This is a genomic window from Peribacillus sp. N1, from assembly GCF_054600815.1.
In genome coordinates this window covers 85794-99131 of the sequence record NZ_BAAHZO010000003.1, presented here as the reverse complement: position 1 = coordinate 99131, position 13338 = coordinate 85794, and the positions used below count along the sequence as shown (strand labels likewise).

The following is a 13338-nucleotide window of genomic DNA, read 5'->3' as shown; positions in this document are numbered from 1 at the left end:
CAAAAGGGGGGTTTTCCAATGCACTTGAATGAAGAGGAATTGGAAGTCTTGAGAATCATTGAAAATAACAGCCGGATTGATCTGAAGGATTTGGCTAAAATGACCGATCAATCAGAATCGGACATTGAAATAACATTGAAGAAATTAGAAGATATGCGGGTCATTGTACGTTACTTAACAGTCATTAACTGGGCTAAAGTGGATGAATACCATGGTGTCACAGCGATGATCGATGTAAAAGTCACTCCAAAACGCGGCGTCGGTTTCGATGATGTTGCAAAAAGGATTTACAAGTTCAAAGAAGTCGAGTCCGTTTATTTAATGTCTGGGGCTTATGATCTTTCAGTCATTGTCGAAGGACGTTCGATGAACGAAGTGGCAAGCTTTGTTTCGGAAAAACTTTCGACACTGGATTCCGTCATTTCTACGACGACTCACTTCATTATGAAAAAGTACAAGCATGATGGCACCATTTTTGATCAAACTGAAGAAGATAAGCGGATAGTGGTGTCACCATGATTAAAACGAGTTATGTTTCAAAAACGATTGCAGAGCTTAAACCATCAGGCATCCGCCGCTTTTTCGACTTGGCAGCCAATTTGGAAGGGGTCGTCTCGCTTGGTGTGGGTGAACCGGATTTCGTTACATCTTGGGCAGTAAGGGAAGCGGCGATCAACTCCTTGGAGGAAGGATATACCTCATATACGGCCAATGCCGGATTATTTGAATTAAGGTCGGAAATCAGCCGGTATATGGAGAAGCAGTTCCATGTTTCGTATAGACCGGACGATCAAATCATTGTCACGGTTGGAGCAAGCCAGGCCCTGGATATTGCCCTGAGGACCATCTTGAATCCAGGTGAAGAAGTCGTTGTCGTCGAACCTTGTTTCGTCGCCTATGCACCGCTTGTGACCATGGCAGGGGGAATACCGGTCACAGTCCAAACATCCAAGGAAGAAGACTTTAAGTTGACTCCCCAACAACTCGAAGCGGCTATCACACCTAAAACGAAGGCCGTTTTAATCTGTTCACCGAATAACCCGACGGGAACCCAGCTTGGGCAGGAAGAATTAGTGATGCTTGCTGACATCGTTAAAAAGCATGACTTGCTGGTGATTTCCGATGAAATCTATGCCGAACTTGCTTATGATGAGGAATTCACTTCTTTTGCTGCCATTGACGGCATGCTTGAGCGGACAATCGTCATCAATGGGTTTTCGAAAGGGTTTGCGATGACTGGATGGCGTCTTGGGTTCGTTTGTGCACCTAAGGAAATTTCGGAAGCGATGCTTAAGCTTCACCAATATGCGATGATGTGTGCGCCGACCGTTGCGCAGCATGCTGCATTGGAAGCGTTAAGGAACGGTATGCAGGATGTGGAAGAAATGCGTCGCAGTTATCGGAGAAGACGAAATTATATCGTGAAATCATTTAACGATATGGGGTTGGATTGCCATAATCCTGGCGGGGCTTTTTATGCTTTTCCATCAATCGAGAAGACGGGGATGACTTCGATGGAATTTGCTGAAAAACTTCTGACGGAAGAACTTGTTGCCGTTGTACCGGGAGATGTGTTCGGGGAAAGCGGTGAAGGCCATATCCGCTGTTCTTATGCATCCTCGATGGAACAGCTTCAAGAGGCGCTTCGAAGAATGGAACGTTTCATGAAGAATCATTGTCAATAAAAGCAAAAAAATAGGGATCCGGCCTTTAGCAGCCGGATCCCTTTCCATAGGGGGAATTAGAAAAAAGAGTTAATCTAATGGATTAACATAGAAAGTGTTAATCATAGTATATCCAGTACCCTGAAAAAAAATACACATACTACGACCCATTTTTTGAATTAAGCTTGTGTATTATATAAAGTATGCATAACTTTCAGAATTTGTTCTTCGCTAAAGTCCTTAGCTGTTCTTAGAATGAGCTCCGCTTTTTTGGTTCCGATTTCTTCAATCAGTTTTTTTATGTCCTCGTCGATACCAGCTGGGTTACCGGTTTGGGCATCTTTCAGGAATTCTGAAGCCGGAATGTCAAGAACGGTGGAAAGCCGTAAAATGGTTTGTGTATCAGGAACCGATTCACCTGATTCATACTTTTCGATTTTCTTCGTGCCGATGCGCAATTTCAAAGCCAGTTCCTGTTGAGTGAGGTTGTGATCTTCTCGGTATTGCCGGATATTCTTCGCGATATTTGACATGGTCAGACACTCCTTTTTCAGGAAATATATTTTTATTATGTAATTATTTTACCATATTATTACTTAGGGGAAGTAACGGAATATGTAGGTTTTGTGAAAAAAATGCCGCATCGATAAATATCGAAACGGCATGTTGAATGTTAAATGAGATTAGTTGACTTAAGGAATACGAGTATGATCATAATCGGCACGATGTAGCGAATCAGGAAGTACCAAAGTTTAAAAAGTGATCGTCCGGAATCAGCGCCTGATTCGAACTCCTTTTGTACCTCGATCCTTTTCATTTGATAGCCGATGAAAAGGGATATGAACAAGGCGCCGACTGGCAGCGCGATATTGCTTGTCAGATAATCAGCGAAATCAAATATGGATAAATTGAAAATCTTCACATCCGAAAGCACCCCGAATGATAATGCGCTTGGAATCCCAATTAAGAAAACTGTGATACCAGCTATCCAAGAAGCCTTCTTACGCTTTGCAGCATCACCCTTTATCATGGCGGCAACGACGATTTCGAGAATGGAGAATGCCGTCGTAAGGGTGGCAAATAATAATAATATGAAGAAAATGAACATGAAGATCCCACCAAGAGCCATTTCATTGAAAACGGCTGGCAACACGACAAATACCAGTCCAGGCCCGCTCGAAGGGCTGAAGCCTAGTGCAAAAACAGCAGGGAAGATGACTAAACCAGCCAGCAAGGAAATGAAGATATTCAGTCCAACTACCGAAAAGGCCGATTTTGTAATATCTTCTTTTTTGCTTAAATAGGACGCGTAGGTTACCATCACGGAAACACCGACACTTAGTGCAAAGAAGGATTGGCCCAGTGCCAATAGGATCGTTTCCCCTGTTAATGCGGAAAAGTCCGGCTTCAAGAAGAATTTAACACCCTCCATCGCTCCATCCAGAGTCAAGGAACGGATAAGAAGAATGATGAAAAGGATGAACAAGGAAGGCATCATATATTTATTCGCTTTTTCAATTCCCTTGGAAACGCCGCCTTGCACGACCCAAATGGTAAAGACCATGAATAATAACTGAGCGATGACCGTTTCATAAGGATTACTGATTATCTTATTGAAGAAGTTTCCATATTCTTCTTGAGTCAAGTTTGAGAGGGAACCTGTAAAGCTTCTCGCTAAATAAGAGATGATCCAGCCTCCAACAACACTGAAGAAGGAAAGCAGAATGATGGAAGCGACGACACCGCCATATCCGATCAATGCCCAAGGCTTCCCCGGGGCGATATGTTTATATGCGCTAATGGCATCTTTCTGTGCATTGCGGCCAATCGTGAATTCCGCTATTAATATCGGTGCACCGATAAGCAGGGTGAATAAAATGAAGAGTAGGAAAAAGACCCCTCCTCCATTTAGCCCAGTCATATATGGGAGCTTCCAAATGGCACCCAATCCAATAGCGGATCCCGCGGCTGCCAGGATGAACCCGAGTTTTGAAGTCCATTGATCTTGTTTTGACATGATGGAAAATCTCCTTTAGATGTAAAAAAAATATCTAGCTGCATATTACTAAATTTTTAAAACATTTTCTCATCTTACTATGATTATGCGGAATTGAATAGTGTTTTAATATTACAATCTTTAGAAAAATAAGTGAATAAATTAAGGGAAATAGAGGTTATTTGCAAATTATTAGGATAAGTTATAAATAAAGATCTTATAATATTTATTATTTCCAAAAAACAAACATTTTTAATGAGTAAAATCCTAAAAAGTATGGTATACTTAACTTTGATTATTTTCCAATTATGTGATATAATTTTTTATTGCGTGAAAAGACGAAAAAATATATATAAAATAGGAGTGTTACCATGTCTGAAAAATTCGAAATTGGTGCGGTAGTTGCTGGTAAAGTAACTGGTATTCAACCATACGGTGCATTTGTTGCTCTAGACGATTCAACTCAAGGTTTAGTTCATATTTCTGAAATTACTCACGGCTTCGTTAAAGATATCAACGAACATTTAAAAGTGGGCGATGAAGTGAAAGTTAAAGTACTTTCCATCGATTCAGCTGCTGGAAAAATCGGCTTATCGATCCGCGCTACAGAAGAAGCTCCTGAGCGTACTGAAGCTCCGAAAAAAGCTCCGAAAAAACGCCAAGCATCTGTTAAAGCGACATCTCACATCGAATCTACTGAAGGTTTCAACACATTGAAAGACAAACTTCAAGAGTGGATTGAACAATCTCAACGCGAAGACTTAATCAAAAAATAATTTTTTTTGAACCGGCCGATCCTTAGATCAGCCGGTTTTTTTTGTCCATTGTCATGGCTGGTAGCGGGGCATATGAATGAAATAAAGCCGGGTCATGTGTTTATCCATGGTCCGGCTTTATTTTATCGAACAGAGACATTGTCCATTGTCATGATCTCAACGAGTCGGTTTGGTTTCAGGCTCTCTGGAAATTTCAGGACTTGGTTTGAAGAGAAGACCAAGATTAATGAGACCGGCAATTCCAACCAATCCATAAACGATACGGGCCAATCCAGCATCTTGCCCTCCGAAAATCGAAGCGACTAAGTCAAATTGGAAAAAACCTATTAAACCCCAGTTGATTGCCCCAATTATTGTAAGAACAAGTGCAGTTCTTTGTATTCCACTCATTGTACAGCCTCCTTTTTTTGAAAAAATCAGTTCTTTACTTATCATGCTTTTCCATCATGTAAATATACATCTACTCAAAAGTTGCGGGCGGATATTTTGTATTTAAATGGAACATTGGTCATAATGAATAAAAGAAAAACTAGCACTTGGCACTGTCGACAATTCAAAAACGGAGTCAATGTGTCATAAAGGAGAGATATCCATTGGAGAATTTCACTTATAAAAATCCTACTAAAGTAATCTTCGGGAAAGGTCAGCTTGAAAGCCTTAAAGCTGAAATTCCTGCGTATGGCGATAAAGTCTTACTTGTATACGGCGGGGGAAGCATAAAGAAAAATGGCTTATATGAAAAAGTGGTCAATGTCTTGAAAGAAATCGATGCAGAGGTGCACGAACTTTCCGGAGTTGAACCGAATCCACGCATCTCAACAGTCCGTAAAGGTGTTGACCTTTGTAAAGAATATGGTATCGACTTTGTCCTTGCCGTTGGAGGAGGAAGCGTCATAGACGCTACAAAGGCCATCGTTGCAGGTGCTAAATATGAGGGAGATCCATGGGATCTTGTCATCAAGAAGGCGCCAGTCGAAGAGGCCCTTCCATTCGGAACGGTACTGACTTTAGCTGCAACCGGCTCTGAAGCGAATTCCGGATCTGTCATAACAAACTGGGAAACGAAAGAGAAATATGGATGGGGAAGTCCGTTGGTATTTCCGCAATTCTCCATTTTGGATCCTGAAAACACTTTTTCGGTACCGAAAGATCAAACGGTATACGGAATGGTCGATATGATGTCACATGTATTCGAAACGTACTTCCATCCGGAAACGCATGCGCCGCTTCAAGACCGTTTTTGTGAATCGCTGTTATCGACGGTGATTGAAACCGCCCCTAAGTTATTGGAAAACCTGGAAGATTACGAGCACCGGGCCACTATCCTATATGCTGGAAATCTAGCCTTGAATGGGTCGCTTGGGGTTGGTTACAGCGGTGATTGGGCAACGCATAACATTGAACATGCCGTTTCAGCTGTTTATGACATCCCGCATGCAGGAGGATTGGCCATCTTATTCCCTAATTGGATGAAGCATGTGCTCCATGAAAATGTCGCACGCTTTAAACAAGTTGCAGTCCGTGTTTTCCATGTAGATCCGGAAGGTAAAACGGATGAGGAGGCGGCCCTTGAAGGCATTGGAAGACTTAGGACATTTTGGAGCAGCTTAGGGGCGCCGACCAATCTTTCGGACTATGGCATCGATGACTCACAATTGGAAGTCATGGCTGATAAAGCGATGAACAGAGGGGAGTTTGGACGATTCAAAGTCCTGAACCGTGAAGATGTCCTTGCCATTTTACGGGCTTCATTATAAAAAAGTGATATGATCCTTTCTCCCGCCTTGCCAGGTGGGAGATTACTTTATAGTCATAATTCGTTATTTACTTGATCGATTTCTTGATTATGAGAATTACATCAGATAAAGTGAAAGGGAAACTAAAGAATCCAAGGAGGAATTTGAATGGCCCATATTCGTTTCGATTATTCAAAAGCCCTGCCGTTTTTCGGGGAGCATGAGATTACCTATTTACAGGATGCTGTAAAAGTGGCACACCATTCCCTGCATGAGCAGACAGGGGCAGGCAATGAATATCTTGGCTGGCTTGATTTACCCGCCAATTATGATAAAGAAGAGTTTTCAAGGATCAAGGAAGCGGCAGCGAAAATAAAAGAAGATTCAGATGTGTTGCTGGTTATCGGTATCGGCGGATCATACCTGGGAGCACGAGCGGCAGTTGAAATGCTTCAACATAGTTTTTATAACATTTTACCGTCGGATAAAAGAAATGCACCGCAAATTTTATTTGTGGGTAATAATATAAGCTCTACATATATGCAGGACGTAATGGACCTATTGGAAAATAGGGATTTCTCGATCAATGTCATCTCTAAATCCGGTACGACCACGGAGCCTGCACTGGCATTCAGGATTTTCCGGAAACTGCTGGAGCAAAAATACGGTGTTGAAGAAGCTAAGAGCCGCATTTATGCGACCACTGATAAAGAAAAGGGCGCATTAAAAACGGTAGCAACGGAGGAAGGTTTCCAAACTTTCGTCATTCCTGATGATGTTGGCGGACGTTACTCGGTCTTAACGGCTGTAGGTCTGCTTCCGATTGCGGTCAGCGGGGCGGATCTCGATCAAATCATGGAGGGAGCCGAGCGTGCTAGGACGGACTTCAGTTCTTCCGAGCTAGGTGAGAATCAGGCATACCAATATGCGGCGGTTCGGAATATCCTTTACAATAAAGGGAAAACGATTGAAATGCTGATAAACTATGAGCCTGGACTTCAATACTTCTCTGAGTGGTGGAAACAATTATTTGGAGAAAGTGAAGGAAAGGATCAAAAAGGGATATTCCCTTCATCGGCCAACTTTTCGACTGACCTGCATTCATTAGGGCAGTATGTTCAGGAAGGACGGCGTGACCTTTTTGAAACAGTCATCAAAGTGGACAAGGCCCGTCATGAAATCTTGATTGAAGAAGCGGAAAATGATTTGGATGGCCTGAATTACCTTACAGGTGAATCGGTGCAATTCGTGAATAATAAAGCATTTGAGGGTACGCTGTTAGCCCATACGGACGGTGGCGTTCCAAACCTGATCGTAACGGTTCCGCAACTCGATGCTTATACTTTTGGCTACCTTGTATATTTCTTCGAGAAAGCTTGTGCGATGAGCGGATACTTATTGGGTGTAAATCCATTTGATCAGCCTGGAGTGGAAGCCTATAAGGTGAACATGTTTGCTCTTTTAGGCAAGCCTGGATATGAAAAGAAAAAAGCTGAGCTCGAACAGCGCTTATAATAAAAAAGGCATCAAGCTGGAATTGCATCCAGATGATGCCTTTTTTTCTGTTTGAAAAGCAAAAGCAGTGTCAGGTGAAGAGAAGGAAACTTCACAAAAGCGTAAGGATAGCTTGGAACGCCCATTCCTTTTTCCAATTGAAGGAACAATAAGGCCAGGTTTTTTTTATGGCACTTTGGTTAAGCTAATAGAAAATTAGCGAAAGAGGTTTTATACAATGATTAAAATTTCTTCTCAATTGGAAGGGAAAACATTCGGTTTGTTCGATCTGGAGACAAAGTTAAAACCGGAAGGATATGTGATAGGCGGAGGATGGGATTATGACCACGGGTCTTTTGATTATAAGATTGATGACAGTGATGGCTACCAATTCTTACGGGTCCCTTTCAAGGCTGTTGATGGTTCACTCGATCAGGACGGGGTAATGGTCGAACTCTTACAGCCGTTTTTGTTATCTCATAAGTACGAGGACGGGATTGATGATGAAGGAAATATTGGAAACCTCTCCGCTTCCTTCAATCAGTTTGCCGAGCCTGAAAATCCGGATGCCGAATTTCCGGAAAACTATATCTCATTAGGAAAGACGCTTGTCCGGGATTTAGAAAAGCTTTTATTACATTAATCATCAATGATGAGCAGGGTGTCATCACGTTGTATGATTACATCTCCGGGGGGCTTGATTAAGGTCTTGCCTCCTGAAATGATGCCGACCAATAAAATGTCTTGATCGAATAGCTTAACGTTCAGCTGTTTGAACGTCAATTCCACCCATTCATCCTGGATGGGCAGCTGTTTGAGGCTCAATCCATCCCGCTCATTTTGTTCTCTGGCTTCCGTTATGATCCCCTTCGATAAGCAATCCTGCATATATTCACTCGCGAATTTATTCGTTTCGACTATACCGTCCGCTCCAGCCCGTAAAGCATTTTCCTTTTGTTCATGCGTCAATATTTCCACAAGACAATACACATGCGGATTCAGCCCTTTGACGGCCAGTAACGTTAAAATCGAGAACATATCCGTTTGCAGCTCGTCTTGCTTAAGGTCAGCCGTAATAAGGACGCGTATGGCTTGTGTAATATTGGCTTTCTGCAAAACGGAATCCAATGTTGCTTTTCCTTGGATAAAGTGGATATTGGTTCTTGGAAGCGGGTGCTTTTGCAGTGTATCATCGATAAGGACAATGGATTGATGGTGCTTACGATCATGAATGTTTTGGATGATTCTCTTGGAACGGCCATTCCAGCCCACAATGATAATATGTCCGCCGCCGCCGAATACTTTCTTTCCTGTTAGAAATTGCTGTTCATTGGATATGGAAATTTTAGCGATGTACGCAAAATAAGAAGTAATCAGGCCGGCCCCTGACAAAATGAGGACCATCCCAATGATTTTGCCAAGATTGGTCACGGGAGTGAAATCTCCATAGCCGACCGTTGACATCGTCACGATTGCCCACCAGATGCCATCAAGTAAGGTGGGGAATCTCTTTGGCTCCACAATGTGGATCAAGACCCCGAATGAAAGTAAAAATAATGCGATGATAGAAAGCAATCTGATGAAACGCGGAAATCTGGGAACGGTGCTGATGTATGGACCGATTCGAATCATTTTTTTCACACCCTTTGAGCTGTTCCTTATAGTATGGTCAAAAAAGGCTTGGCTCATAAGGGTCCGGACAGACAAACTTTGAAAGATGAATATCGGCATCTTGCCTATCGAATTACGATAAATGATAAAAGCCCTCCGGAAGATGTCGGAAGGCTTTTGGTGCTGAGTCACGTATCCTGAATGGACTTCATGCTCGATGATTGATAATATGCCCGTTTGAGCTTCGGTATTCCTATATCTTTTGTTATACCCTTCTCCGTACGTTGAAGTTATCACTGATGAGCAGCCAGTTTTGGGGGAAGGCTAAGCCGAGCTTCCAATAACTCATTCCCCTTAAGTTCAATTCTTTGAGTAAATCGAATTTTGCCTGAATCGATCTGGCATCTTCAAACCACACCTCATGCTTCCTATCCTCAATATCGGTATAATTGAAGTGCGGGGCCTGTGCGGTTTCATCATACTCGATGGAAACATCATTGTCCGCCGCAATCTGGATGGCCTGCTGCGGACTCACGGCCCTGGCAGTGGATCCCTGTACAAAAGGCAGGGTCCAATCATAGCCATATAGATTTTGCCCCATCATGATCTTGTTGGAAGGAATATCGGTGACGGCATATTCGAGAACATCCCGAACAGGTCCAATTGGTGACACTGCCATTGGGGGTCCGCCGCTATATCCCCATTCATATGTCATAATGATGACAAAGTCGACGATTTCACCATGTGCTTTATAGTCATGGGCCTCATACCAACGGCCTTTTTGCTCAGCACTTGTTTTAGGGGCCAGTGCCGTGGAAATGAACCATCCTTCCTTCTTGAAGCGATCCCTGGCTTTTCGGAGAAATTGATTATAGGCTTCTCTGTCGGCTGGGCGTAAATACTCAAAGTCAAAGTGGATATCGCGGAAACCATATTTCTTTGCCGTTGTAACGATATTGTTCAGGAACTTATTCTGAACGGAAGTATTCGTTAAGATGATTCGCCCGAGCTCATCGCTGAATTGGTCATTCTCCTGATTCGTGATCACCATCATCAGGACATTTTTATTTTCTCTGGCGATGGCAGGGAATTCATTGAGCAATGGCTCTTTTAAGGAGCCGTCTCGTAGCGCCTGGAAGCTAAAAGGGGCTAAGTAGGTTAAATAGGGTGCGGCTTCCCTGGCGGCCGTTTCAAGGGCCGGTGCAACCGTCGTACCCCTCGGCTCGACATAGCCGTTGAATTCGGCGGTCCTTTTCCTCCGAGCCGGAATATAGAGCCGGTATCCAACGGATAGGATTTGATTTTCGGAAATGCCATTTATATTTGCCAATTCTTGAACAGGGACATCAACCCTTTGGGAAATGGAATAAAGACTATCACCCGGTTGAACGAAATAATAACTGCCGACGATTGGAATGACAAGGGCCTGCCCCGAAACAAGATTATTTGGGTTAGGGATCTTATTTGATTCAACGAGCCTGTCAACGGTTACGCTGTATGTCTGGGCGATGCCATATAACGTCTGGCCTGGCCTAACCACATGTATTTGCAATTCTTTTCCCTCCTACTGAAAGTTTCCTAACAGTTTATGAGCATAAAATGGAATTCATGATAAAGAGCTAAGGATTGTGAGAAACACAGATGAAAAAATACAATAAATTGGCAATAATAATTTAAGCCTAAAATGCTAATTAATATAAGTAGGAGGTGAAAACACATGGCAAACAACAATAACAGCAATCAACTAGTAGTAGCTGGTGCAGAGCAAGCTCTACAACAAATGAAGAATGAAATCGCTAGTGAATTTGGTGTAAACCTAGGTGCTGACACTACTTCTCGCGCTAACGGATCTGTTGGTGGGGAAATCACAAAACGTTTAGTGCAAATGGCTGAGCAACAATTAGGCGGATATTCTCGTTAATTAACTGAATAAAAATGGATTAGAAAGAGAAGGAGCATCGCTCCTTCTCTTTCGCATTGTTCAGCTAGTTGCCTGCCTTGCCTTTAAAATCTTGATTGCCCTTTCAGGGAAATCGGTCATGATGACGTCGACACCCAACTCTGCGAGCCTGACGATGTCGGCTTCATCATTGGCGACCCAAGGACGGATTTTATATCCAAGCTTTTTCGCTTTTTCATTAACTGCTGGAGTCAGGCTGTTTTTATCTGGATGGAAACCCAATTCTTTTTTATCACGTAAGATTTCTTCGAAGTTTTCAGGAAGCCCCTCGAACAATAATGCACGTTCAAGGTCTGGGGCAAGCATCTTCACTTTTTCAATGGATTGATGGTTGAAGGAAGAGAGGATCACCCGATTTTCCATTCCATATTGACGAATTGAATCAATGATCTTCTGTTCAATTCCTTTGTAAGCGAGTTTATCCGTTTTGATTTCGACATTCATCAATAAAGCATTTCCCATAGCCCAGTCGAAAACGTCCATTAAAAAAGGAATCCGCTCCCCAAGGAATTCATTGGAAAATTTGCTCCCGGCATCAGCCGTTTTCAGTTTTTGTGCCGAATGATCTTTTACATAACCAGTAAGGGTGGTCGTTCGATCAAGTGTTTCGTCATGGATGATGACCAATTCCCCGTCAGAACTGAGGTGGACATCGAACTCGATCCCCTCGGCCCCGATTTCTGCCGCCTTTTGAAATGCTGCCATGGTATTTTCAGGATGCGTACCCTTGGACCCTCTATGGGCGAAAATCAATATGTTTTGCAAAATCATCACTTCCCCTTTAAACTTTATCTTGAACCCTATCATACATGTACGCTTGAATTGTTTCAGCAATGTTTAATAGACAATATTTTAAACAACGAGTAAAATACATATGATATTTCCATAAATAGGTGTTCGAATTATGAGGTGAATAAAATGAATATGTGGGAAATTTTTGTTGCAGTTATCCTTGGTCTTGTAGAAGGATTAACTGAATTTGCTCCTGTATCGTCTACAGGGCATATGATTATCGTTGATGATTTATGGCTGAATTCGAAAGAACTTTTCGGGAGTGAAGTGGCCAATGCCTTCAAGGTGGTCATCCAGCTTGGTTCGATACTCGCCGTTGTCGTGCTCTTCTGGGGACGATTCATGGACTTGCTTGGTTTAAGGAAGCTGAAAGGCACATCGGCTGTGAACGGCCAAAAGCTTAACCTATTGCAGATCATTGTCGGATTGTTGCCGGCGGGCGTTTTAGGTCTATTATTCGAAGATTATATTGATGATCATTTATTTACGATGAAGACGGTTATCGTCGGATTGTTCTTAGGCGCATTTTTGATGATTGCTGCGGATAAATTCCGTCCAAAGCTGACTGCAGAGACGGTTGACCAAATCACTTATAAACAGGCCTTTGGTGTAGGGTTAATTCAATGTTTGTCACTATGGCCGGGATTCTCACGTTCAGGCTCGACCATTTCAGGTGGAGTGCTTTTGGGTATGAGCTATCGGGCGGCTTCCGATTTCACATTCATCATGGCAGTGCCGATCATGGCTGGTGCCAGCTTGTTGAAAATCGTGAAATACTGGGAAAGCTTCACACCTGAAGTTCTGCCGTTCTTTATTGCAGGTTTCATCAGTGCATTTATCTTTGCATTATTCTGTATCCGCTTCTTCTTGATTTTAATCAATAAAGTTAAATTGACTCCTTTTGCCATTTACCGGATCGTCTTGGCGGTTGTGCTTCTATTCATTATTTGGTAATACGAAATGAAGCTTGAAAGAGGAGAGGGACCACCCCGTCGATGCGGGGTGGTTTTTTTGTGTGTCCGAAAATAGGCAGGATTCCCATGGAATTCATAACGAATGATAATTGGGTTTTTGAGTTTTTAATTCGTTATTATTGAGTTTAATATCAATAATTCCTTTTATAATAAAAAAATATTCGGTTTTTAGTGTAGTTCCAGACATAATTAGTAAAAAAAATATAAATGTAATAAAGCTCCCTGAGCGTAATGGTACCAACGTGTTTGAGTATTTTTTGTAATATTCAAATGATTACATAAACTATTTCCATATAATTTATATGATATAATTTTAGTATAAATAAAGTACATGT

14 protein-coding genes are annotated in these 13338 nt (G+C 42.3%); 8 read left to right on the top strand and 6 right to left on the bottom strand.

The window, feature by feature from the left end; genetic code table 11:
- Positions 1–18: 18 nt before the first annotated feature.
- Entirely contained in the window at positions 19–519 is a 501-nt protein-coding gene (locus ACYP5M_RS13355; protein ID WP_101223605.1) for an Lrp/AsnC family transcriptional regulator, read from the top strand.
- Positions 516–1685 (top strand): aminotransferase, encoded by a 1170-nt coding sequence (locus tag ACYP5M_RS13350; protein ID WP_434168032.1) that lies wholly within the window; start codon positions 516–518, stop codon positions 1683–1685. Before ACYP5M_RS13355 ends, ACYP5M_RS13350 begins: the two co-directional genes overlap by 4 nt.
- A gap of 158 nt (positions 1686–1843) precedes the next feature.
- Here the strand turns inward: ACYP5M_RS13350 and ACYP5M_RS13345 are convergent, their stop codons facing one another.
- On the bottom strand, positions 1844–2197 hold the full coding sequence (locus ACYP5M_RS13345) for a helix-turn-helix domain-containing protein (protein ID WP_260358697.1): 354 nt from the start codon (positions 2195–2197) through the stop codon (positions 1844–1846).
- Between the two features lie 140 nt (positions 2198–2337).
- Positions 2338–3681, bottom strand: a complete 1344-nt coding sequence (locus ACYP5M_RS13340) for a sodium-dependent transporter (protein WP_260358696.1) — start codon at positions 3679–3681, stop codon at positions 2338–2340.
- A 350-nt stretch (positions 3682–4031) separates the two neighbouring features.
- Here ACYP5M_RS13340 and yugI point away from each other — a divergent pair, with 350 nt between their 5' ends.
- Entirely contained in the window at positions 4032–4436 is a 405-nt protein-coding gene (gene yugI, locus ACYP5M_RS13335; protein WP_063234086.1) for a S1 domain-containing post-transcriptional regulator GSP13, read from the top strand.
- Positions 4437–4592: 156 nt separating this feature from the next.
- On the opposite strand, the gene ACYP5M_RS13330 is transcribed toward yugI, so the two are convergent.
- Complete coding sequence (locus tag ACYP5M_RS13330) at positions 4593–4826, bottom strand: DUF378 domain-containing protein (protein ID WP_063234087.1); 234 nt, start codon at positions 4824–4826, stop codon at positions 4593–4595.
- Between the two features lie 203 nt (positions 4827–5029).
- Here ACYP5M_RS13330 and ACYP5M_RS13325 point away from each other — a divergent pair, with 203 nt between their 5' ends.
- The 3 genes from ACYP5M_RS13325 to ACYP5M_RS13315 all read left to right on the top strand — a co-directional run bounded on the left by ACYP5M_RS13325 (position 5030) and on the right by ACYP5M_RS13315 (position 8309).
- On the top strand, positions 5030–6193 hold the full coding sequence (locus ACYP5M_RS13325; protein ID WP_434168031.1) for an iron-containing alcohol dehydrogenase: 1164 nt from the start codon (positions 5030–5032) through the stop codon (positions 6191–6193).
- 147 nt (positions 6194–6340) lie between these two features.
- Positions 6341–7687 (top strand): glucose-6-phosphate isomerase, encoded by a 1347-nt coding sequence (locus ACYP5M_RS13320; protein WP_459735157.1) that lies wholly within the window; start codon positions 6341–6343, stop codon positions 7685–7687.
- 217 nt (positions 7688–7904) lie between these two features.
- Positions 7905–8309, top strand: coding sequence for a YugN-like family protein (locus tag ACYP5M_RS13315; RefSeq protein ID WP_133351323.1), 405 nt, complete (start codon positions 7905–7907; stop codon positions 8307–8309).
- On the opposite strand, the gene ACYP5M_RS13310 is transcribed toward ACYP5M_RS13315, so the two are convergent.
- A complete protein-coding gene (locus tag ACYP5M_RS13310; RefSeq protein ID WP_459735156.1) occupies positions 8306–9574 on the bottom strand; it encodes a potassium channel family protein in 1269 nt (422 codons plus the stop codon). The genes ACYP5M_RS13315 and ACYP5M_RS13310 overlap by 4 nt on opposite strands.
- Complete coding sequence (locus ACYP5M_RS13305; RefSeq protein ID WP_101223597.1) at positions 9543–10829, bottom strand: glycosyl hydrolase family 18 protein; 1287 nt, start codon at positions 10827–10829, stop codon at positions 9543–9545. Before ACYP5M_RS13305 ends, ACYP5M_RS13310 begins: the two co-directional genes overlap by 32 nt.
- 165 nt (positions 10830–10994) lie before the next feature.
- On the opposite strand from ACYP5M_RS13305, the gene ACYP5M_RS13300 reads away from it, so the two are divergent.
- Positions 10995–11198 carry an alpha/beta-type small acid-soluble spore protein gene (locus ACYP5M_RS13300; RefSeq protein WP_057278019.1) on the top strand — a complete coding sequence of 68 codons (204 nt, stop codon included), beginning with the start codon at positions 10995–10997 and terminating at the stop codon, positions 11196–11198.
- A 60-nt stretch (positions 11199–11258) separates the two neighbouring features.
- Here the strand turns inward: ACYP5M_RS13300 and ACYP5M_RS13295 are convergent, their stop codons facing one another.
- The gene (locus ACYP5M_RS13295) at positions 11259–12008 is read right to left on the bottom strand and encodes a glycerophosphodiester phosphodiesterase (protein ID WP_434168028.1); all 750 of its coding nucleotides are present in this window, start codon (positions 12006–12008) and stop codon (positions 11259–11261) included.
- Positions 12009–12155: 147 nt separating this feature from the next.
- On the opposite strand from ACYP5M_RS13295, the gene ACYP5M_RS13290 reads away from it, so the two are divergent.
- Positions 12156–12983, top strand: coding sequence for an undecaprenyl-diphosphate phosphatase (locus ACYP5M_RS13290; RefSeq protein ID WP_101223595.1), 828 nt, complete (start codon positions 12156–12158; stop codon positions 12981–12983).
- Positions 12984–13338 lie beyond the last annotated feature (355 nt).